General features: G+C 57.3%; 21 protein-coding genes and 1 pseudogene. 9 read left to right on the plus strand and 13 right to left on the minus strand.

All coding sequences use genetic code 11. From position 1 onward, the window contains the following. The 3 genes from CKW17_RS02265 to CKW17_RS02275 all read right to left on the minus strand — a co-directional run bounded on the left by CKW17_RS02265 (window position 1) and on the right by CKW17_RS02275 (window position 3908). Window positions 1–2382 (minus strand): DUF3772 domain-containing protein, encoded by a 2382-nt coding sequence (locus tag CKW17_RS02265; RefSeq protein WP_095118511.1) that lies wholly within the window; start codon window positions 2380–2382, stop codon window positions 1–3. A gap of 142 nt (window positions 2383–2524) precedes the next feature. After that, the gene (gene mddA / locus CKW17_RS02270) at window positions 2525–3307 is read right to left on the minus strand and encodes a methanethiol S-methyltransferase (protein WP_095118512.1); all 783 of its coding nucleotides are present in this window, start codon (window positions 3305–3307) and stop codon (window positions 2525–2527) included. Window positions 3308–3440: 133 nt separating this feature from the next. Beyond that, the gene (locus CKW17_RS02275) at window positions 3441–3908 is read right to left on the minus strand and encodes a metallophosphoesterase family protein (protein WP_095118513.1); all 468 of its coding nucleotides are present in this window, start codon (window positions 3906–3908) and stop codon (window positions 3441–3443) included. A 245-nt stretch (window positions 3909–4153) separates the two neighbouring features. Here CKW17_RS02275 and CKW17_RS29565 point away from each other — a divergent pair, with 245 nt between their 5' ends. After that, a complete protein-coding gene (locus CKW17_RS29565) occupies window positions 4154–4585 on the plus strand; it encodes a hypothetical protein (protein ID WP_141234542.1) in 432 nt (143 codons plus the stop codon). A 19-nt stretch (window positions 4586–4604) separates the two neighbouring features. Here the strand turns inward: CKW17_RS29565 and CKW17_RS02280 are convergent, their stop codons facing one another. Together CKW17_RS02280 and CKW17_RS02285 are read right to left on the minus strand one after the other, a co-directional pair. Beyond that, window positions 4605–5024, minus strand: a complete 420-nt coding sequence (locus tag CKW17_RS02280) for a helix-hairpin-helix domain-containing protein (protein WP_141234543.1) — start codon at window positions 5022–5024, stop codon at window positions 4605–4607. A gap of 77 nt (window positions 5025–5101) precedes the next feature. After that, complete coding sequence (locus tag CKW17_RS02285; protein WP_095118515.1) at window positions 5102–5260, minus strand: DUF2986 domain-containing protein; 159 nt, start codon at window positions 5258–5260, stop codon at window positions 5102–5104. 125 nt (window positions 5261–5385) lie between these two features. On the opposite strand from CKW17_RS02285, the pseudogene CKW17_RS30685 reads away from it, so the two are divergent. Continuing rightward, window positions 5386–5496, plus strand: a pseudogene (locus CKW17_RS30685) (MarR family transcriptional regulator); the annotation flags it as partial. Window positions 5497–5588: 92 nt separating this feature from the next. Here the strand turns inward: CKW17_RS30685 and CKW17_RS02295 are convergent. Continuing rightward, on the minus strand, window positions 5589–6356 hold the full coding sequence (locus tag CKW17_RS02295) for a hypothetical protein (RefSeq protein WP_095118516.1): 768 nt from the start codon (window positions 6354–6356) through the stop codon (window positions 5589–5591). 281 nt (window positions 6357–6637) lie between these two features. On the opposite strand from CKW17_RS02295, the gene CKW17_RS02300 reads away from it, so the two are divergent. Both CKW17_RS02300 and CKW17_RS02305 read left to right on the plus strand, forming a co-directional pair. Continuing rightward, window positions 6638–7483, plus strand: coding sequence for a hypothetical protein (locus CKW17_RS02300; protein WP_095118517.1), 846 nt, complete (start codon window positions 6638–6640; stop codon window positions 7481–7483). A gap of 173 nt (window positions 7484–7656) precedes the next feature. After that, window positions 7657–7965, plus strand: coding sequence for a hypothetical protein (locus CKW17_RS02305; protein ID WP_095118518.1), 309 nt, complete (start codon window positions 7657–7659; stop codon window positions 7963–7965). An 86-nt stretch (window positions 7966–8051) separates the two neighbouring features. On the opposite strand, the gene CKW17_RS02310 is transcribed toward CKW17_RS02305, so the two are convergent. Then, on the minus strand, window positions 8052–8738 hold the full coding sequence (locus CKW17_RS02310; RefSeq protein WP_095118519.1) for a hypothetical protein: 687 nt from the start codon (window positions 8736–8738) through the stop codon (window positions 8052–8054). Between the two features lie 205 nt (window positions 8739–8943). Here CKW17_RS02310 and CKW17_RS02315 point away from each other — a divergent pair, with 205 nt between their 5' ends. Beyond that, window positions 8944–9927, plus strand: a complete 984-nt coding sequence (locus CKW17_RS02315) for a hypothetical protein (protein ID WP_095118520.1) — start codon at window positions 8944–8946, stop codon at window positions 9925–9927. Window positions 9928–9971: 44 nt separating this feature from the next. Here the strand turns inward: CKW17_RS02315 and CKW17_RS02320 are convergent, their stop codons facing one another. Continuing rightward, a complete protein-coding gene (locus CKW17_RS02320; RefSeq protein WP_095118521.1) occupies window positions 9972–10427 on the minus strand; it encodes a VOC family protein in 456 nt (151 codons plus the stop codon). A 126-nt stretch (window positions 10428–10553) separates the two neighbouring features. Between CKW17_RS02320 and CKW17_RS02325 the strand changes: the two genes are divergently transcribed. Continuing rightward, entirely contained in the window at window positions 10554–11021 is a 468-nt protein-coding gene (locus CKW17_RS02325) for an anti-virulence regulator CigR family protein (protein WP_176470035.1), read from the plus strand. Between the two features lie 33 nt (window positions 11022–11054). Here CKW17_RS02325 and CKW17_RS02330 read toward each other — a convergent pair whose 3' ends face one another. Both CKW17_RS02330 and CKW17_RS02335 read right to left on the minus strand, forming a co-directional pair. Continuing rightward, a complete protein-coding gene (locus CKW17_RS02330; protein WP_095118523.1) occupies window positions 11055–12596 on the minus strand; it encodes a class I SAM-dependent methyltransferase in 1542 nt (513 codons plus the stop codon). A 168-nt stretch (window positions 12597–12764) separates the two neighbouring features. Then, window positions 12765–13247 (minus strand): GNAT family N-acetyltransferase, encoded by a 483-nt coding sequence (locus CKW17_RS02335; protein WP_095118524.1) that lies wholly within the window; start codon window positions 13245–13247, stop codon window positions 12765–12767. A 312-nt stretch (window positions 13248–13559) separates the two neighbouring features. On the opposite strand from CKW17_RS02335, the gene panB reads away from it, so the two are divergent. Beyond that, a complete protein-coding gene (panB, locus tag CKW17_RS02340) occupies window positions 13560–14375 on the plus strand; it encodes a 3-methyl-2-oxobutanoate hydroxymethyltransferase (RefSeq protein WP_095118525.1) in 816 nt (271 codons plus the stop codon). On the opposite strand, the gene CKW17_RS02345 is transcribed toward panB, so the two are convergent. The 3 genes from CKW17_RS02345 to CKW17_RS02355 all read right to left on the minus strand — a co-directional run bounded on the left by CKW17_RS02345 (window position 14363) and on the right by CKW17_RS02355 (window position 17498). Next, complete coding sequence (locus tag CKW17_RS02345; protein ID WP_095118526.1) at window positions 14363–15772, minus strand: PLP-dependent aminotransferase family protein; 1410 nt, start codon at window positions 15770–15772, stop codon at window positions 14363–14365. The genes panB and CKW17_RS02345 overlap by 13 nt on opposite strands. A gap of 93 nt (window positions 15773–15865) precedes the next feature. Next, complete coding sequence (locus tag CKW17_RS02350) at window positions 15866–16918, minus strand: FAD-binding oxidoreductase (protein WP_095118527.1); 1053 nt, start codon at window positions 16916–16918, stop codon at window positions 15866–15868. A gap of 103 nt (window positions 16919–17021) precedes the next feature. Beyond that, on the minus strand, window positions 17022–17498 hold the full coding sequence (locus tag CKW17_RS02355; RefSeq protein ID WP_095118528.1) for a hemerythrin domain-containing protein: 477 nt from the start codon (window positions 17496–17498) through the stop codon (window positions 17022–17024). 329 nt (window positions 17499–17827) lie between these two features. On the opposite strand from CKW17_RS02355, the gene CKW17_RS02360 reads away from it, so the two are divergent. Together CKW17_RS02360 and cydB are read left to right on the plus strand one after the other, a co-directional pair. Then, complete coding sequence (locus tag CKW17_RS02360; RefSeq protein ID WP_095118529.1) at window positions 17828–19225, plus strand: cytochrome ubiquinol oxidase subunit I; 1398 nt, start codon at window positions 17828–17830, stop codon at window positions 19223–19225. Beyond that, window positions 19215–20225 (plus strand): cytochrome d ubiquinol oxidase subunit II, encoded by a 1011-nt coding sequence (cydB, locus tag CKW17_RS02365; protein WP_095118530.1) that lies wholly within the window; start codon window positions 19215–19217, stop codon window positions 20223–20225. The genes CKW17_RS02360 and cydB overlap by 11 nt, the downstream gene beginning before the upstream one ends. The last annotated feature ends 33 nt before the right edge of the window (window positions 20226–20258 follow it).

Below are 20258 nucleotides of genomic sequence, written 5' to 3' on the forward strand. Positions count from 1 at the left end.
TCACGTACTCGCCGCCGGCTTCGCCAGCTCAATTCCCGCCGCCCCCAGACGCTTGAGCACTTCGAACAAAAGATCGCTCTTGGTCACCCCGACAATCCTCGGGCTGCCCACGTACCCGGTCACCGTCAAGGTGATTCCGTCCGGCGACAGCTTGCTGAAGCGCACGAACGGCGCCGGTTTTTCGAGGATGGTTTCGTTCTCCCGATAAGTTGTGAGCAACAGGTCTTTGACCGCTTCGGGATCGATGTCCAGCGGGAACACCAACTCCAGCGATGCGACGCCTTGTGCGCTGCCGCCCAGTGTCACGTTGCGCAGGTTCTGCGAGATCAGTTGCGAGTTCGGCACGATCACAATCGAGCGGTCGCTGAGCTGGATTTCCGTGGCGCGCACGTTGATCCGGCGAATATCGCCTTCGACGCCACTGATGCTGATCAAATCGCCAACTTTCACCGGACGCTCGGTGAGCAGAATCAGGCCGGAGACGAAGTTCTTCACGATCTCCTGCAAGCCGAAACCGATGCCCACTGACAACGCACTGACGATCCACGCCAGATTGGTCCACTGCACGCCCAGCGAGGACAACGTCAGCAGAATCACGAAGGCGTAGCCGATATTGGAAAACAGCGTGCTCAGCGAGGCGCACATGCCCGGGTCCATGTCGGTCTTGGGCAGGAACTCATTGTCGAGCCAGCGGCGCAGGGCGCGGATCAGCCAGATGCCGATCATCAGCGCCAGCACGGCATTGAGCAGATGGCCGGGAACGATGTTCAGCTTGCGCAACCCGGCGCCGCCAAGGATTGCCATGATATTGCTCGCCAGTTGCCCGAGCGTGGTGCCGATGCCGCCGACAAACAGAGCGATGACCGCCAGCAGCAACAGCGCGGCCCGACTGAAACCGGACAGCAGAATCGAAATCTGATCGAGTCGTCGATCACCGATACCCAATAACTGTTTGAGCGCCTTGCCGCTAGCGTGCCGTGGCGAAAACACGTGCTCGCAGACATCCTTGATCACTTGGATCAGCAGGTAGAAACCCGACAAGACAATGTACGCCCACACCAGCTCATAACTGATGAACCGCGCCAGCGACACGTAGCCAGCCAGCAGCGCGATCGCCGAGACAAACATCGAGATGCCGGCAATGGTGTAAATCACCCCGGCAAACGTACTGTTCGTCGCCGCATCATTGGCCGCGACCAGCGCCTTGTGCACCTTGCCGACGCGCAACAGCAGGACCGTCACGATCGCCAGCACGACGATCGAAATGACCCCGCGCCCGGCGATCACGATCTGGCTGCTCATACCGGTGGCGTTGCTGACCTGCACCAGCGTCACCAGCACCAGTAACGTGCAGGACAGAATGCGCGGGTAGGGCTTGAGCGCCAGCGCCACCTGATCGGCAATCGCCGGCAGGCGCCACGAGGGATGTTCGGTCGACAGCAACGCGCGGCTCAACCCGGTGAGCAGCACGCAGGCATACACGACCTTCTCGAACTCTTCGGAGAAAGTTTCCAGTACCGGCGGCAAAGGTTGATGGCGGGTGCAGGCATAGAACAGCAACTGCAAGGCAATGCCAGTGGTGGCGATGGTTGCCAGCGCCGAGGCGCACGCCAGTGCACTGCGGCGCAGACGTCCCTCGGGCATGCGGTAAATGCACACCCAGGTCAGACCGCGTTCAGCCAGCCTGCGCCCGAACGTCCAGATGATCAGCGCCAACGCCATCAGCACACTGGTATAGACGCGTTGGCCCGGGGCCCACACGGTGGCCCATGTGTCACGCACCTGCGCGACGAAAAAACGCAGACGCTGACGATCATCCTCGGTCGGGCTCACCAGCGGCGACCAGAAACTTGGACTCAACACGCTGTCAGTCCCCAGCGTCAGCTCACTTTCCAGCAGTGTGCGACGGATGCCGGCGATCTGCGTAATCAGATCCGCCGCGCTCTGCTTCAACGCCGCCAAGCTCTTCAGCGTCCCGTCTACTTTGTTCTTCTGCTCCGCCAAGGACGCCCGTTGCGCGACGATATCCGCCTGTTCCGCCGCTACCTCTGCGTCCGGCGCGGCCCCCAGCACTCCCAACTGCACGGCCAACTGCGCCTGCTGCGGCAACAACGCCGCCGACAACCGGTCAACATCCAGAATGAACGCCTGCACCCGATCCTGTGGGCCTTCGAGCTGGTTGTAGTTGTTCGCGGACGAGATCTGTTGCTTGAGCCCGTCGAGACGCAGTTGCAGGGCCTGCAAGTCACTTTGATTGATGACCGCAAGCGGCGCGGCGGCGCTCGTCGAGGGCGCTGGATAATCCGCCGCCCACATTGACGAACCGGCGGGAACAAGCAGCATGAGCGCGACAAGGATCAGCGACTTCAATGTGTTGCGCATGGAGGGGGAGGCTCGAATTGATCACACAGTCTATGAGGTTAGGTGATCAGGGCGAGGGCCGAGAAAAAGTTTCAGGTGGATGGCGCGCAACGTCGGCTCCGTGGCGCACCTTTGAGGCTGGCTACCCTTGGGATCTCGATGGTTATACGTCGTCTGAATTTTTCCAGAAGGGCAGAAGCTTGCCCACTCGCTGTTGATAGTCGAGGTAGTTGTTGCCGAACGTTCTGACTAAATCGCGCTCTTCAAAATGAGTGCCGATCAATATGTAAATCGTACACGTCAAGGCGAAGACCAGATGTCCGACTGTCATGTTGGGTGTCGCCCAGAATGCGATGAGGAAACCCAGATACATGGGGTGCCTGACCATTTTGTAGAGCGATGGCGTGATGAAGGGTGAGGTTTGCACTTCAATGCGCCGAAAAGCCCGAATTGCCTGGCTTACGCCAAATAATTCGGAATGGCTGATCAAGAAGGTCGCGAACGATATGAGTAGCCATCCGGCCCAGAAAAGCCCGGAAACCAGCGTGGCGGCAAAGCTCGATCGAATGCTCCAGATCGACATGGGAATGGGTTGCCATAGATAGAAGAGCAGCAACAGCATCAGGCTGCTCGACAGCACGTAAGTCGCTCGCTCCATGGCGGGAGGCAACCATTGCGCCAACCTTGCTTTAAAGCCTTGCCTGGCCATAACGCTGTGTTGAAGACCGAACAGCGTTATGAGAGCGATGTCGATCAGTATTGAAAGGGGCAGATTGCGATAGTCGCCTGAGTTGATGTTCTTGGGGACCACCAACCCGCCAACAAAACCGATCAAGTACAAAATCGTCAGCAGGAAAATGAAATAACAGCTCAGGCTGTAAAACAGATAGGCCAAACGGCTGGCCAGCGTTGCTGTTTGTGGTTTTACATTGGATGTCATATTCATGATCGATTCTCTCGGTCATAGCGTGGACTGCAAACTCGCACCTGTGGATTAACTGAAGGGTAACCTCTAAACGTGGCAGGGATTTCCAGCCGCATTTTGTCTGCTGACGTTTTCAGCCGAGCGGGCTGCCCCATCACGCAGGGGAATCCAGCAGGTGCACCAGCTGAGGGGTGAGCGTATCAGCCGATACGTGGAGAAGTGCCAGTGTGACCGGCAGTTTGAAACGACGGCGACCGGCGCTGCCGGGATTGAGGTAAAGACAATCACCGTGCCATTGGATGCAGGGTTTGTGCGAGTGGCCGGTGATGACGAGTTTGATCTTGCTGTCGAGATCGGCAGGGACGTCAGCGATATCGTGGGTCAGCAGGGTTTGCCAGCCGTTGATCTCAAAGGTGAGATAGTCCGGGAGATTGGCCGCCCAGGGCAGGTTGAGGTCGTTGTTTCCGCGCACGGCGCGGGTAGGGGCAATAGAGGTGAGTTGCGTGAGGATCTCAGGGCAACCGATATCTCCGGCGTGGATGATGAGGTCACAGCCTTGCAGGCAGGTGAGGGCTTCAGGGCGGAGGAGGCCGTGGGTATCGGAGATGATGGCGGTTTTCATGGGCGCAGGTTAGCAGGAAGAGGGTGACCTGTTTGCTGACAATCGAACAATTTGTCTCTGCTTTGAGCAGGCTCCGTCAGCAACCACCACGCAATAACGTTTCAATGTGTAACGTCTTGCGTATTCAGTTCGAGGCGCTGTCCATGGCGAACGTAGCGGTGTCATCGGTTAGGAATTGAGGGTGAAGCAGGGTGGTTTGATTTAGTATCCCTGCATCGAAATACATTGGCAGAAGTTTATGGTCGTTGGATTTGCTGATCCAAACTCTCACCCTCCTCGAATATTGCTGTCGCACTAGAGATAAATTGGTTGATGGGTCGATACTTGTTTGGGGCGGCAGCTTTAATAGAAGCTCTTTAAGTTTTATCACGAAACAAGTATTGAATTCTTCAAGCAGTAAGGCGCTGTTTTCGTTGGTCAGAGGGCGTTATACGATTGCCGGTGGAAGTCCGGCCAAGGTGGAGTTCAATTATGCAGGTTCAATTCTATCCGCGCTAAATTCCGAAGTTTTGACGCCGGAAATAATTGAGTTGAAAGAGAAAGTTTCTAATGTTCACTCTCTTGAGCTTTTGTCTCCACACCTGATGCGGGGTTCTCTGCGAGAGGCTGCTCTGAAGATTAAGCCAACGGACAGTCAGTCAATCAGTGCGGTTTTGACTGCCCGGCGAGCGAAGTAAATGGCGGTTGAGCGTATTGTCAGGAAATGCCCAGCTCGGACAGCAGCTTTTTGGCGGTAATTTTTGCGCCGAGTTTGTTGATGGCGTCAGCGGCCGTGTTGTAAGCCCTGATTTTCATTGCGTCGGTGTTGCCTTGTGCATCGACGTCATAACCCAGCTCTTTCAGAACTCTGTTCTTGAAGCCAAAGCCATCCCAGCCTGGGCCGCCGAGTGAAGACAAAGCCCCTTCAATTTGCAGATGCTTATGGAGAGAACCTTCGATTTTATACAGATCTTCGATATCAACATGTTCCAGCATGCGTGCTCCTAAAGTCGTTTCAGGCTCAAAGGTGTCGTGGTTCATCAGATGTTCGACGCCGATCCTGCGCAGCCGGACGAAGAACGGCGCGAGGAGTGGCAGATCGTCGTTGACCGATTCGCTCGCCACGTCGAGCGGCAATGTGGTCTCGCCCAACACTGCGGCCAGGAATGCGCACTGAAGGCGTCGACGACTTTGCTTTGATCGGCAGACAAGGATCAGCTCTCAGAAGACATCACTGAGTCAGAACCCGCTTCAGCTTCGAGCTTCGCTCGATCAGCCTTGCTGATGTATTTGGGTTTCTTGGGAGCCAGTTTTGCACTGGCTTTTTTCGCTTTTTCTTTGAACAACTGCTGCAGCTTTTTCTGGCGGTTCATGGTGATACTCGGTTTGTCAGTTAAGTCTCGACGCTCGAAGGGCATTTGGTTTGCTCGCCCTGCGGGACAAAGTCGGGAGAATCCTGACGCATGGACAGGGTCCAGGCAACCTCATTTCTAACATCGTCAACCACACGCAATACATCACGCTCGTTGCGCTGTGGAAGGAGGACAACCAGACCGTTGGCAGTCTCGGCAAAAAGCTGTTTCGCAGGATTTCGAAAAAGACGTCCGTACACTCCCATTAATGCCCATACCGAGTCACCGCCCTGGATCGAAGGTGAGCAGGCCCGATCGACCAGCAATAGCACGCGTAATCAACAAGTCGCTAGGTGGCGTCGAGCATGTGCGGGAGGTGGTAAATATCGACTCGCTTTCCTGCGTACGCGGTCAGGTAAAGGCTGGACATATAGTCGCTGAAAAAAGTCGACAAGGTCGCAAGATCTGGCGACTTCCATTCGCCAGTATTGGCGTCGATGAACAGGCATTCGCCCGCTTGTGCGATGTAGAAGGCGATTGCGTGTGTGCCGCCGAGACCGATGTAGTAGAAACCATTCCCCGTGAGGTGCGTGTGGAGCGCTTGCTCAAAGGTGGTGTAGTCAACATCGGTTACCTTTTTGACCTCGTGAAGTCCGCCCGACATATATCTGTACAGAATGCTGACTGATGCCAGAAGTGTTTTCTCTGCTTTCAACGCTGCATCCTCAGCGTCTGCAACGCTTTGCGCGGTCGGCATCCATTCGAACCAGCCCTTCTCGAGCGTCCCGTTGAAGACGCCTTTCAGCCGATCGGCCTCGGCCCTGAGGTTTTCGTATTGGACACACGCGCTATCGAACTCTTTGCCAACAGCGTTGAATGCAGCCTGGTACCTGACGAACTCCATGTTCACTTTACCGTCAGTGTTGTTCGCAAGTATGCGGAATTGGGCGACGTTCTTGCCGCCAAGCAATTGTGCGCCGATCCAGCGGCTGGCCATGCCGCGGCAAACACCGCCGTCAAGGGTCTCGTCGTCGCTTTGATAGGTTGGAGTGACCATCTCGACAGTCGGGTGTCTGATGAGGAGGGCTGCGGTGGTGGTGCGGGCATGATCGGGCATGACGGATCTCCTTGTCCTTCAGCGCGGTTTTCCTGAGTCGGCAGGGGTGAAAGGGGCGCCGCACCGCCCAGGCCTGCAAACCGTTCGGTTTGCCTGGCCGTGCAAATGTCATCGTCGTTCCAGCATAGTCGTGAATCATCGGGAACCGCTTGTGCCTGATGAATGTTGATCGACATCCCGGGTTGCCACTTTCAGGCGTTTCAGCATCGGGACTGATTGCCGATACGTTGAGAAGAATGCTGCGCCGAGAACCTCAATCCCGAATCAAGGACCGACTGCCCATGCAGGACATTCCCCTCCCGACTCAAGCTGTTACCCATAGTGAAACGCAGAGCAGATCACTCAACCCGATTGCGACGGTCAGGGCACTATGCGTGCTGGCAGTCATCGCCTTCCTGCTCATCGTCATTGCTGGCTTCGCGGTCCGTTCAAGCACGCCTTATCCGACGATATTCGTCCTGGCTTTTGCCGTGTCGATGCTTCTCAGTTTCTACATTCTGATGAGCCTGATCGAAATCAAACTCGCTCAGAAGCTGATGCATTTGAAGTCGAGCTTGCTGATCTGGGCGGTTTTTCTGGGTGGCCTGAGTGTTTTCGCCAAGATCGATGCTCAAGCAGAAATAAATCAGATGTTTCACGTCGACCCGTCTCTGCTGCCGATGACCTTGGCCGCAGCGACATTCATGCATGCCGTGGCTAAACTGGAGCTACTTTTCTACCTGATTTTCATTGCCTCATTCGCCATGTTCGTACGGTATTCCGAGGCACGTCGCAAAGGTGAGCGGACTGCCGGCTATATGGTCTGCCATTTATCAAACTGTCTGGTGTTTCTGTTGACGGCCATATTTGTGACCAAAGTGCTGGCATCGGATGAGCGTCGCGGCGAAGTTCTCTATCGTTTTGCTCATGCGGCAGACTTCAATAGCTACTCGCCTTGCAGCACAGTCCATCCTGACGAGTTTGACGTGCTTTACCTCGATAGCAGTCGCAGCAAAATACTCATTGCCCCGAAAATCACTGCCAGTGAAGACATCGAGCCTGCGATCTACCCTTTGTTGAAGTACGTACCGATCCCACGGACATTCAGAACGTTGATGTGTGATTACAACACCAGCGGCCAGCGTTGATTTCGAACCGAGGTAGCGCCGGGGTCTCGCCGAGTCGTAGAGCCGCCATCGGCACGATGCTCAGCTGTGCCATTGACTGCGTCAATAACAACCATTAACTCAATCAGGTTCTCATATCGCTGTCGCGGCGTAAGATCAGCTCCATACCCACCCACTGCACACGGAGCATCAACATGAAACGCCAAACCATCCTCGGCATCGCTTTCTCGGTCTTTGCAATGAACGCCTTCGCCGCCGCGACCCAAACTGATCCACTGTTCAGTGATGCCGTTGCCGCCGCGACTCAAACTGATCCACTGTTCAGCGACGCGGTTGCCGCCGCGACTCAAACTGATCCACTGTTCAGCGACGCGGTTGCCGCCGCGACTCAAACTGACCCACTGTTCAGCGACGCGGTTGCTGCCGATGGTTCGGATCGTCTGAAGGGCAACCTGGTTGCCGAAGGTGGGGCAGACCGTCTGCTTGAACGCCGTGCAGTCTGAATGCAGAGTATGAGCGTAGTACTGGCAAAAGCCCGGCCTTATCAGCCGGGTTTTTTATGCCTGGCAAGTAAGCGGCTTTCGTCGTTTCACTGTTTATACGTGAGCCTCTGCTTTTCCCCTGTAATGCTTCTTATGCCTGCTTTCGGTAACTCAAAGGTATGGAACTCGACGCCCGTTGAGTCGTTCTGGTGTCGCTTCAAGAAGTAAAGCATGTCGTTGGATTCTGCGATCTGGCATCCCTCGTACTTGTCGAGGTTTGCGTAAACCACATGACGCACATCGCATGTGGAAGCAAGTTTCAGCGCCGCTGCCCGGCCAGTGTTTGAGGGGGCGCGTATCAAAAAATACCAAGTGGATAACAGCACAAACGTGAGCAGGCAGAGCATGCCGACAGCAATGAACCCAACGCGATTTTCTGCAGCACGGTCACGTACGCTGGCAATCCACTTGGGGCTGGCTGCGGAATCAACTGTGTCGCCCCGGGGTTTCTCGAAAATCAACATGAGAAGGGTGACGGTTCCAACCAGAGATATAGCAAAAAATAGTGAACCCAGGAAGGATCCGAATCCGGCGGCGCCGTAGGCCGAAAACTGCTGTGCACTGATGTTCACCCGTTCGATCGGTACATCGAGTATCAGATAGAATTTCTCCAGGTGTGCAAAACCGCCGAGGGTGAAAGCTCCCACCATGCTGGCGATAAACAGAGCGGCGTCAATGCGCAGATATTTTCTGAAACGTCGAAGATTTTCGTCCCGCCTGATAGATGCGGTCATTTTATTTCCTTCAATAGCCAAGCTTTCAGGCTCTGTGTGGGAATAGGTGGGAGCGTGCCAGCGAGAGACTTTATGGCTCGTCGGTTGAACGCTGAAAAAGGACGCAGGAGGACAGTCTACTTACCCTGGAACTGTTGCGACAATTCTCCAAGGTCTGTAGAACCTCGACATTGGGATATTTTCCACGACGCAACCAAGGACTGGCATGAGTTTAAGTACGGATATCGATAAGGCAATTTCTCTTCAATATCGTGGGTTCCGCGGCTATGGAGAGCTTGAACAGTTGAGGCGACTTTTCGCTCCGGCATTTGTGTCTGATCTGCAGCAAGCGCTCGCAGCAGATCCTACCAACGGTGCGATAACGGTGACACTCGGCTGGATCGACAAAAGACCTTATGCGGATATGACCGTTTCAGGTACAGAAGACTTTTATGAACACAAAATTACCCGTCCGGTGGAATTGGGCGACGCGGCGATTTTTGTCATGGATGTTTTCACGCGCGATCATCAGTCCTTCAGAACTCGCACCAGAGGCTTGATTATCCAGGCCAAGGCTGCCCCGAAGGCATCTCTTCCATCGGTTCCGGTAACAGCACTCTCGCCATCGCGTCCCAATCTGTCTACCAATAAAGAACTCGCGTTACTCTCCAACTGGCCGGAGTTTAACTTGCATCTGGCGAATGGCTGTCGTGGCCCGTTGTTGGGCACTTTTACCCTGAAACACCTTTCCAGCCCGCCACCTTATGGTTGGTACGCCGCGGCTCCGGGAAGCAAAAGTGCAGGCTGGAACACCAGCGGCAATTGGCGCTCCAGGTGGATGTGCGCACCTGCCGTTCATGGAAAACTCTGCAATACCACGCTGGGTGAAGTCATCGAGGCTTTATTTAACAGGACCAAGATCGATAACACTCTTGTCGGTGCGGATTGCATACCGAGGCGGGGTGTTTATAGCGTCGGCGCACCTGCGAATCCGTCGAATGCAACAGATTGGGATGAGCTTTGTACGGTCCTCCTTCAATTGACTGCGAATAATCGACAAGTGTCAGCGGGACCGCCTGGCGTATTTGTTTCTTTTCCCTATATTCCCCAGATAGCGGCGATGGTCGGGGCTGCCTGGCGCAAGTTGCTTGGTTTGTTCAAAGAAAAGCGTTTTCCGGTCATTATTATTGAGCGCAACCGAATGGATTGAGGGGCAGCAAACTGAAAAATACCCACGAGGATCTCGCATAACGCTCAGGCAAATGCCGCCTCGATAAACGCCCCCAGCGCCTTCTCCTCAAGAATCTCGATCGAAAAATGTCCGAAGCGTTTCGGCAGCCAGATGATGCGTGTCCCGGAGGGCGACTGCAGGTTCTCGCGAGTCAGCGGCTGGCCGTTTTCGTCCTCCGGCTGAACCCCGCTGGCGATCAGTTCGTCGTAGGCCAGTTCGATATCAGGGGTCGTGTAGCAATGACGGTAAATCATGCCTTCGCCCACCGTATCCAACAGCTCCTTGAGATTGCCCGCCAGCGGCTGGACCAGCATGAAGCGTTCCTGACCGATCAACGCCACGGCATAGCGTACGTGCAGACCCCCGCGATTCCAGATCTGCGTTGTGGAGATCCGCGCCTGCAGTATCTGCGCGTAATAGGCACAAGTTTGTTCAAGGTCTTTGACCAGTACGTCGATGTGGCTGAACTTCAACTCCATGAAATAGCTCCTGTCAGGCGGTGTCGATGGGCTGGGCTGTAATCGACGATCGGTCAGCCGGAATAAACTAAGCTGATGTGTAACGTCAAGATGACACAGGAGCATCCCACCATGAAGGCGCGCCGTATGATCAAGTCACGTAGGTTGATTGCAACGATTTCCTCCCTGGCGCTGGTTTTCAGTTCGGCGATGGCATTGGCTGATCCCGGTAATGGAAAGGGTCAGGGCAATGGCAAGGGTAATTCGCAGAATGTGCAGGGCCACGGTAATCAGAAAGGTAACGGCAACAAGGGCAACAATTCGGGTGGTGACTGGAGTCATGCCCCTAGTATCGATCGCGGCAATGTGCTCGGGATTGTTGGCGGCTACCGCGACTACTGGAGCCCGGGGCCTGCGCTGCCACCGGGCATTCAAAAGAACCTTGCACGCGGTAAACCGCTGCCGCCCGGGATCGCGAAAAAGCTCGATGGACGCCTGGTCGGTCATTTGCCGCATTACGAAGGTTATGAATGGCAGCAGGTGGGCACGGACCTGATACTCGTCGCGCTGGCAACCGGGCTGATTTATGAGGTGCTCAACGGGGCGTTTGATTAAGATTTCCTGCCCGTTGCGCACCACCCACGCCGATCAAACGATTTTCAAAGCACTCAGCACGATCAGCGATTGCTCGGCAAATGCCTGGGCCTGTTCGGTCAGCGCGGCGATGTTGGCTTCGGCGGTGGTCAGCGTTTTGCCGTCCTTGACCAACACTTCGTTTTGTTCGGCGATGACGCTCCACGCCAGTTGCGCCCACTCCGCCGGATGCTGTTTGCCTTGGCGGATTGCGATCAGGAACAGTTGCTGGAAGCGACTGACTGTGACGCCACCACCGGTGACCGGGCTGCTCAACACCTGAATGTCGGCATTGAACAGCGCGCGCTTGCACAGTTGCAGGTTGAACGCGGCGCAGCGTTCGTATACCCGCGCCTCGGCGGCTTCGCTCTGGCAAGGGGCTACCGCGCCCATGCTGACCAGGATGGCGATGGCCTGTTCCAGATCGTCGTAGGCCATTGGTGACACTGCATCGAGCAACTGCTGCATCGTTTTGGCTTCGTAGGTCTGGCCGGCGAGGGCAGCGAGGACCGGGCGGTAAATTTCTGCTTGCAGTGACGCTTCGCCAGCAGGGCCGGTGACACTGGACGCTACGTTTTCTGTCGGTTGCATCAGCACAAATCGCGTATTGAGCATGCGGGACCGGCGCTCGGTCGCGCTGAGTCGGTTGGCACCGCGCACATACAGGTCGCGACGGAAAGCCTGGTTGACGAAGTAGTCACGCGCCTGCTCGCGCATCACCGGGTGTTCGATACCGTCGAGAAAGGCCAGGCCTTCGGCGCTCAGGTTGAGTACGTCGACCGAATCCAGCGGCACCGCCGTCGTGACGTAATCGAGCTTGGCCGGGGCCAGCGCATCCACCATGTCGGCGAAATACATGCAGTTCCAGTCGCGATTGAAATATTCGTGGGCGACGTATTGGCGGTCCTGACCTTTGATGGTCTGCAGTCGGGCGCCCAGGCTTGGCGCAGCAATGGCGTACTTGGGATTGGCCGCCAGCAGCGCTTCGGAAAACTGCAACGCGGCATCGATGCGCTGATCCGCCCGCGTCGAGTGACTGGCAAAGCGGTCGTGCAGGCTGAACAACTGGCGCAACGGCGCTGAAGGCGACCAGCCCGGGAATGCGTTATAGCTGACGTACAGGTGACCACCCGGTTTGAGGTGGCGGCGGGCGAATTCGACAATCAGTTTCTGGTTGTCGCGGCTGACCCAGGTCCAGATGCCATGCAGGCTGATGCTGTCGAATTGCGGCAAATCATGGCGCGCAAGCAGTTGCTCGAAGCTGTCGTCATAGAGTTTTGCGCCGTTGTTGCTGAGTTCCGCCAGCTCAATGGCATGGGCCGCCTGACCGGGGTGGAAGTCGGTACCGACGAAGCCTGCCGGGTTGGCCGTGGCGTGGATATTGATCGATACACCCTGACCAAAACCGAGCTCGCAGTGATAACCGTCGGGATTGTCCAGGCCGGCAAAGCCGCGCAACAACAGGCAATAACGCTGGAAAACCGGATTGATTTCCCGGCTATAGCTGTAGGTGTAGCCTTCGTCGGTGAAATAACCTTCGTTCCAGGCATTGCTCATGGGTGCAGCCTCTTGAATCGTAATGGAAAGTGGCTCTTGTATAAGGCATGGACGTGCGTCGTTCAGTCTTGCGCAGGCCACCCGCATGTTGTCGGCAGGATCGAACCATTCGATAGGGTTCGTGCTGATATTTTGCCGGGGTTATTCATGATCGGAGTTGGCCGCTCCTCACAAACGCACGCCCATCTCCAGGGCGCGGGTCTCGAAGCCGAACTCGGCATACATGCGCACCGCGCGCTCGTTGAAAGGCCAGACCGTCAAGCGCAAGTCCTGCGCATTCTGTTCCATGGCCCAGTCTTTAACCCGTTGAATCAGTGCGCGGCCAATGCCTTTGCCCCAGAACGGTTCGGCGACACACACCGAACCGATGCGGACCACGTTCTGCGGCTGCATCAACGGCCCGGAACTGGCGGACAGGGTGGCCGTAATGAACGCCACGGGCCGTTCACCGGCGCTGGCGATGAAGACAATCTGCCCGGGCTTCTCGAAAACACCGGACCAGTGCGGCAAGTCGCGGGCAAAATCTTCGGTGGCGGCGGCGTAGATATCGGGGCGGGCGGCGTGGTGTACCGAATTGAGCAATTGGCCCAGTTCGCACATCGCCAGCGCATCTTCGGCGGTGGCAGTTCGGTAGGTAATGACTTCTTCCATGAATAGCTTTCCTTTAGGACGTGAGGAATTCGGCGTGCTGGATGAAAAGGCGTGGCGGGCGCTGCGCGAGCAACACATCCTGCGTTAAACGACGAAATAAAGCATCCCGATGCCTATCGGCATTTCAACCGGGCAGACTGACGCGGGGGGCACCTGGGTCGCTTTTTCAGGCATATCTGTGCATTGAATGTTTTTACGTCAGGCGAATAATCGACCGCTCGAAACCTTTGGAATTGAGCACTGTATGGAAGATTTTTGCGTTGATTTCGACAACATTTATCGTTTACGGACGGCTGCCTCAAGGAGTCGCCCATGAGCCTGCATACCCGCACCAAACGCCTGACCGTGCCGCAGTTGGTTGCCATGAAAGGCCAGCAGAAAATCGTCTCGCTGACGGCGTATACCAGCAACATCGCCAAGCTGATCGACCCGATCGTTGACTTTATTCTGGTCGGCGATTCCACGGCCATGGTCGGTTATGGCCGCGCCTCGACATTGAGCATGCAGCTTGAAGAAATCATCGGTCATACGCGGGCGGTGGTCGATAGCACGCGCCTGGCCTGTGTGGTCGCCGATATGCCATTTGGCAGTTATCAGGAATCCCACGAGCAGGCCTTTCGCAATTGCGCGCAGGTGCTGGCGCGGACCGGTTGCGACGCGGTCAAACTGGAAGCCAACAAGGCCTTGGCGCCGACGGTCGAGTTTCTCGTGGCGCGTGGGATTCCGGTGATGGCGCATGTCGGCCTCATGCCGCAATTCGTCAACGTCATGGGCGGTTTCAAGGCTCAGGGCCTGACCGCTGAAACCGGTGCAGTGATTGCCGAAGATGCCCGGGCCAATCTCGACGCGGGTGCCTTCAGCCTGTTGCTCGAAGGTGTGGCGGAGGGCGTGGCGCGGCAGATTACCCTGGAGTCGAAAATGCCCACCATCGGCATTGGCGCCTCACCGGCCTGTGACGGCCAGGTGCTGGTCACCGAAGATGTGCTCGGCCTGGGCGGTGAGTATCTGCCACGTTTCGTCAAGCGCTACGCCGATGTCGGCGCGGTGATCAGCGATGCTTGCGCACAGTTTGCCGACGATGTGCGCCATGGCCGGTTTCCTGAGGCGCGGCATTGCTATGGACTGTAGACTCGGTTTTCTTCGGTAAACGCCTGCGCCAGTCGTTGCACCGCGTGGCCGATATCCTTGTCCCAATCGAGGGTGTAGCTCAGGCGCAGGTGCTGCTTCCAGGCGCCTTGCTGGCTGAAGATCTCGCCGGGGGCGATGACGATCCGCTCGGTCAGCAGGCGCTCGAACACCCGTTGCATGTCGATTGGACGCACAGCTTTGAGCCAGAAGCTCGCACCGCCCTGTGGGGCGACTACCTGCCACTGACCGTTACCGTGTTCTTCCAACAAGGTCTGTAGCTGTTGCATGCGCTTGCGCAACAGTGCTCGCAGGGTGGTCAGGTGCTGATCGATGCGCCTGGAGCTGTAAAGTCTGGCAATCGCTTTCTGGCGAATTGGCGAGAGGCGAAATCCGCGCTGCATGAACAATCGATGAAATTGCGCGGCCTGCTGGCGGCACAGCACATAACCATACGGGCCTTCGCCGCCAATGATCTTGTCGAAAGTCGAGAACACCAGCAGCTTGTCCGGGTCGGCAAAATCGCGATAGCGCGCGGGTGAATCGGAGAAGCTCAACTCGCCCCAGGTGTCGTTTTCGAACAGCCAGATATCGCGCTCGGCCAGCCAGTGACAGATCTGCTGTTTATCCTGTGCTGGCATCAACTGGCCCTGGGGAATATTCACCGTGGAGGAGAGCACCGCCAGGCGCACCGATTCGCGCGTGAGTAACGCCTTCAACGCGGGTAGATCGAAGCGGCCGTCATCGCCGAGGGGCATTTCGATGACGCGGATATTGGCCGCCTGCAACTGGCGCAGAATCGCCCATGAGCAGGGCGACTCCACCAGTGCCACGCTGCCACCGAGGTTCAAGGCGCTGAGCGACAATTCCAGCACGCTGTGCAGATCCGCGCCGATATACACCTGCTCGGCCTGCCAGTGGTTGTGAGCGGAGCGGGTGTAGCGTTCCGCCAGGGCAGCGCGCAATTCCGGCTCGCCGAGTGGCTGATAGAGCGGTGCATTCGAGGGCGGGTATTGGCGAGTCAGCTCACGCTCCATCCTCAACAACGGCCCCTGCAGCGACAGCAACATCGCCGGCGCATCGCTGCTCAACGCCAACATCGCAGGTTGACGGGCACTGGCGAAGACGCTGTCCAGAAGATTGCCGGAGCTGGCTGTCACAGGCGTCGCCGGCATCGACCGGGTGAAATAGCCGAACCTGGCTTTGGCGTAAATTCGGCCCTCGTCTTCGAGCAGTGCATAGGCGTATTTGGTCGTCGACACCGAAACGTCGAGGCGCAGGGCCAGTTGTCGCAGGGACGGCAGTTTCTGCTCAGTCGTGCCACTGGCCGCCTCGATCAGGCCTAGGAGGTAGTGGTAAACCGCCTGATAGGCGAATGAAGCGTCCTTGCGTACCGTCAATGCTGTTCTCCTGTTGTGCTTCGATTTGCCTGTGCATGGAATGACGCTGCGTTGCGTGCAGATCCTTTGCTGCGAAACGTCGGCAAGTCTAAATCAAGTCTGAAAGAGTCGCTCTGGGCGGCACGGTTCAAGGGCGGCGGATGACTGGCGACCCAGCAGCTCTTCACTGGCGAGGCGCCCAACGATTGCCGCCAGCGTTACACCGGGATGCATCGTACAAACGTAAACTCCGCCGACGCCGGGCAAGTAACCGACCACGGGGATGCCATCAGCGGGCATGGGCCGGAATCCGACGGCAACGGTTTGCGGCGCAATGGACACCACCCCGTGAAGTGCTTTACGTATGGCTTCGGCGGTTTGCCGGGCGATGTCTGGCGGCGAGTTGCCCGGCGCTTCTCCCAGATAATCTTCAGCGGCCAGCAACGTGCCGTCGGCGCTTTGCCGAATTTCCATTTCGGGGCTGGAGATGATGCCTTTGACGAGGCCCGGTTGGGTCTTGTATCGGATGAAAATGGCGGGCGAGGCCTCGATGGGCAGGGAGGCGTTGAGCATCTGTGTTAACTGCCGGGTGCCAGTCCCCGCGGCAAGCACAACAAGGTCGGCATCAAATGTGCCCGCTGCGGTTTCAATGCCGGTGACATCTGCGTTGCAGGTTTTGAAACCGGTCACTCGGGTTTGCGTGAGCAATTGCGCCCCGAGCGCCTGGGCGCCGGCAATCAAGGCGTGGGTGGCCTGCACGGCGTCGAGTGCGCCTTCTTCCGCGCGATACAACGCGCAGGGTGGGGGATTTTTCAGATTGGGTTCGCGGGCAAGCACCTCGGCAGACGATAACAATATCGCCGACGCCGGATACTCTGCTGATTCGCTGTACGACAGCGCTCCGGTCCAGCGAATCTGCAAATCCGGCAGCTCGGTTTCGAGTCGTCGGTATGCTTCTGTGGCCATACCGCGCAACTGCGCAATCGGATCAGCGCCGGTGTGCGTGGTATTGATCCAGGCGAAAGAGCTTGCCGTCACGCCGCTCGCGATCTCGTCAGCCTCGATCAGCGTGACGTGCGCCCCTTTGCCTGACAGGTGATACGCAAGTGAGGCGCCGACGATGCCCGCACCAACCACCACGATTCGCTCACGCACTTTCTGATCCATTTCAACATTCCCTGTTGTCGATCGACTGATCCTGCAGCAGGGAGACGCTGCGAGCAACCAGAAAAAAGCCCGGCCATAGCCGGGCTCGTCCGCTTGCAACACGTTAAGCGGCCATATTCCCGGCAGCCATTTCCTTCTTGTAGCTGGCCTTCATGGCCTCCATCTGCGCGCCCAGCTCTTCGAGTTTTTCCTTGCCCAACAGCTTCTTCGCTTGAGGAAACATTTCCGTTTCTTCCTCTTCGATATGATGTTCGAGCAGTTCCTTGACCACTTTCACCCGACCGGAAAACTCTGGAGTGCCCGGGTCGGTGAGTTTCAGATCGGGCAGCACCAGTGAGTCCACGGTGCGGTGTTCTTCCTTGGCTTCGAAGTACATGACGTCCTGTTCCTTGCTGCCGGCGGCCTTGAACGCCGGATAGAGGATTTCCTCTTCGAGCCGGGTATGGATGGTGATTTCCATTTCCAGTTTGCCCAGCAGTTCCACGCGTTTTTTCAGCGCCCGCTCCGTCGAGTCGCTGAGCTGGCTGAGGATGTCTTTGACTTTTGCATGATCGGCTTTGAGAAGGTCGATGGCGTTCATTATGGTTCCTCGGCTGTCACGGAGTGAACACAGCCCGTTGTTTTCACGGCGCTGTGAATGCTCTGGAACCGTGGCATTTGCCATGCCAATTCATCGATCTGGAGAAATGTCGCTGCTTCAAAGGCTTACAGCGCCTGAGGCAAACTGCCTTCGTGCAGCCTGCATGACCCGCGTCGTGCAAGCATTGCAGTTCACAACCCCGGCTGAATTTGCACGCCGACGTAGCTGTCCAACGCGCATCCGGGTGTTCTTCGAGGTAAACGTCATGCTGATTGAGAAGCTGATCGACGCAAACGGTCAGAGGCCGTTTTCGCCACTGAGCCAATTGCATGGACGCCGTTGATTCCGCCTTGATGGCAGCACGCGCACAGTTTGCGATCACCATCAGTTTTCATATCGTACTCGCGGCGTTCACCATCGGCCTGGCCAATTTTCTGATGGTCCTTGAAGCACTGTGGTTACGCAGCGGCCGTCAGGTCTATCTGGATGTCTATCGTTATTGGCTCAAGGTTTTTGCGCTCAACGTCGCGATCGGCGTCGCTTCCGGGCTGATTCTTGAATACCAGTTCGGGCTGAACTGGTCGCGGCTTGCTGTGCAGGCCGGGGACATTCTCGGGCCGCTGATGTTCTACGAAGTGCTCGCGGCATTTTTTCTTGAGGCAGGCTTTCTCGGCATCATGCTGTTCGGGCTGAAAAAGGTCGGCCCGCGCCTGCACTTCTTTGCGACCTGTGCCGTGGCGGCGGGGTCACTGATGAGTGCGTTCTGGATTCTCTCGGCCAATTCCTGGATGCACACGCCGGCCGGCTATTCGATTGGCGTTGACGGGCGTTTCATTGCCGAGGACTGGTGGGCGATTATTTTCAATCCATCCTTTCCCTATCGACTGGCGCACATGACGCTGGCCGCGCTGATCGGCACGGCGACCGTACTGGCGGGCGCGGGCGCCTGGCAACTGTTGAAGGCGCCAGACAACCCGCGGGCACGCCTGCTGTTTTCGATGGCACTCTGGGCAATCGTTGTATTGATACCCGTGCAGATCGTGGTCGGCGACCTGCATGGTCAGCACAGCTTGAAAGTCCAGCCGCAAAAAGTCGCGGCCATCGAGGGCAGCTGGACACGCCCGCCGCAAGGTGCGGGCGAACCCTTGCGTCTGTTTGCGTGGCCGGACATGACTGCGCGGCGCAATCACTGGGAAGTCGCGATTCCGCGAATCGGCTCCTTGTATCTGAGTCATGATCTGAGCGGCACCATCAAGGCACTGGATGAGTTCGCACCGCAGGATATTCCGCCAGTGGCGCCGGTGTTTTTTGCGTTTCGTCTGATGGTCGGGTTGGGGCTGCTGATGTTGGGGCAAGGCTTGATCGGCTTGATCATGCGTCGGCGGCAGCGCCTCTACCTGGCTCGTCGCTGGTTGTGGGCCAATGTGCTGATGGCGCCGGCCGGTTTTCTGGCCATGCTCAGCGGCTGGGCGGTCACTGAAGTCGGGCGCCAACCCTTTACGGTCTATGGTCTGTTGCGCACGGCCGACAGTCTGTCCTCGATCTCGCGCGCACAAGTGCTCGGTTCGACCGTGCTGATTCTAGTGTTCTACTTGCTGATTTTCGGCATCGGGCTCTGGGTATTGTTGCGCATCCTGCGCGAGCCAGCACATGAGGATCAGCCCGGACCGCAGCCGACGCTGGCCGATGAAACGGGGCACGCCGGGGATCGCTCGCATGGACACTGATTGGATAACCTTGCTGTGCGCCGCCGTCCTCGGTTTCTCGGTATTGAACTACGTGCTGCTCGACGGTACCGACCTCGGTGTCGGCGTGCTGATGGGGCTGACCCGTTGCCGCAACCAGCGCCGAGTCATGGCCGTGACGATTCTGCCAATCTGGGATGCCAACGAGACGTGGTTGGTGCTGGGCGGCGGCGGTCTGCTGGCGTTGTTCCCGCTGGCCTACGCGATTCTGCTGCCAGCGCTTTACCTGCCGTTCATTGTGATGTTTCTGGCCTTGATGCTCAGGGCGATGGCACTGGAATTTCGCGATTATTCACCCAGCGAACGCATCAAGCGCTGGGTCGATGGCGCCTTGATGGGCGGCTCATTGTTGACGGGCGCGCTGCAAGGCGTGGTGCTGGGCACATTGATGCAGGGCGTGCCGCATGAGAGCGGGCAGTACGTCGGTGACGGCAGTGAATGGCTGCGGTGGTTTCCATGGTTTTGCGGGCTGGTGCTCGTGCTGGGCTACACGTGGTTGGGCGCCTGTTGGCTGTACTGGCGAACGGTTGACGAACTGCAACGGCGTTCCGCCCGGCAGGCACAGGCTCTGGCGGTGCTGACGGTATTGGCGTTGATTGCACTGGTCATCTGCAGCGCAACGTTGCACGAACAATATGCGCAACGATTGACTGATCCACGCGTGTGGGGCCCGGCGGCGGCGCTACTCTGCGCATGCCTGCTGGTTTTCTTTTGCGGGTTCGCCGGTCGCTTTGATTTTCTACCGTTGTTCGCGGCACTGGGTGTCTTCGTGCTGGCCTTCGCGCTGATGCTGGTGGCCCTGTTTCCGTTGATCATTCCACCGGACCTGAGCTTGCAGGCCGCAACGTCGGGTACGAAAAGCCAGATCTTCATGCTGATCGGATTTGCCGTGCTGATACCGGTAACCCTGATCTACAACACGTTTGGTTTTCGGGTATTCAGCGGCAAGGTGCGCGTGGCCGGCGATGACGGATCCCACTGATCCGATCGTGAAGAAATTCTCTGAACTCGTTCT

The organism is Pseudomonas sp. Irchel s3f10, from assembly GCF_900187515.1.
Classification (GTDB): Bacteria; Pseudomonadota; Gammaproteobacteria; order Pseudomonadales; family Pseudomonadaceae; genus Aquipseudomonas; species Aquipseudomonas tensinigenes.

Excerpts from the sequence above, each read along its gene's own strand:
- CKW17_RS02265 (WP_095118511.1), bottom strand. The coding sequence starts at position 2,382 with ATGCGCAACACATTGAAGTCGCTGATCCTTGTCGCGCTCATGCTGCTT.
- mddA (WP_095118512.1), bottom strand. The coding sequence starts at position 3,307 with ATGAATATGACATCCAATGTAAAACCACAAACAGCAACGCTGGCCAGC.
- CKW17_RS02275 (WP_095118513.1), bottom strand. The coding sequence starts at position 3,908 with ATGAAAACCGCCATCATCTCCGATACCCACGGCCTCCTCCGCCCTGAA.
- CKW17_RS02285 (WP_095118515.1), bottom strand. The coding sequence starts at position 5,260 with ATGAACCGCCAGAAAAAGCTGCAGCAGTTGTTCAAAGAAAAAGCGAAA.
- CKW17_RS02295 (WP_095118516.1), bottom strand. The coding sequence starts at position 6,356 with ATGCCCGATCATGCCCGCACCACCACCGCAGCCCTCCTCATCAGACAC.
- CKW17_RS02300 (WP_095118517.1), top strand. The coding sequence starts at position 6,638 with ATGCAGGACATTCCCCTCCCGACTCAAGCTGTTACCCATAGTGAAACG.
- CKW17_RS02305 (WP_095118518.1), top strand. The coding sequence starts at position 7,657 with ATGAAACGCCAAACCATCCTCGGCATCGCTTTCTCGGTCTTTGCAATG.
- CKW17_RS02310 (WP_095118519.1), bottom strand. The coding sequence starts at position 8,738 with ATGACCGCATCTATCAGGCGGGACGAAAATCTTCGACGTTTCAGAAAA.
- CKW17_RS02315 (WP_095118520.1), top strand. The coding sequence starts at position 8,944 with ATGAGTTTAAGTACGGATATCGATAAGGCAATTTCTCTTCAATATCGT.
- CKW17_RS02320 (WP_095118521.1), bottom strand. The coding sequence starts at position 10,427 with ATGGAGTTGAAGTTCAGCCACATCGACGTACTGGTCAAAGACCTTGAA.
- CKW17_RS02325 (WP_176470035.1), top strand. The coding sequence starts at position 10,554 with ATGATCAAGTCACGTAGGTTGATTGCAACGATTTCCTCCCTGGCGCTG.
- CKW17_RS02330 (WP_095118523.1), bottom strand. The coding sequence starts at position 12,596 with ATGAGCAATGCCTGGAACGAAGGTTATTTCACCGACGAAGGCTACACC.
- CKW17_RS02335 (WP_095118524.1), bottom strand. The coding sequence starts at position 13,247 with ATGGAAGAAGTCATTACCTACCGAACTGCCACCGCCGAAGATGCGCTG.
- panB (WP_095118525.1), top strand. The coding sequence starts at position 13,560 with ATGAGCCTGCATACCCGCACCAAACGCCTGACCGTGCCGCAGTTGGTT.
- CKW17_RS02350 (WP_095118527.1), bottom strand. The coding sequence starts at position 16,918 with ATGGATCAGAAAGTGCGTGAGCGAATCGTGGTGGTTGGTGCGGGCATC.
- CKW17_RS02355 (WP_095118528.1), bottom strand. The coding sequence starts at position 17,498 with ATGAACGCCATCGACCTTCTCAAAGCCGATCATGCAAAAGTCAAAGAC.
- CKW17_RS02360 (WP_095118529.1), top strand. The coding sequence starts at position 17,828 with ATGGACGCCGTTGATTCCGCCTTGATGGCAGCACGCGCACAGTTTGCG.
- cydB (WP_095118530.1), top strand. The coding sequence starts at position 19,215 with ATGGACACTGATTGGATAACCTTGCTGTGCGCCGCCGTCCTCGGTTTC.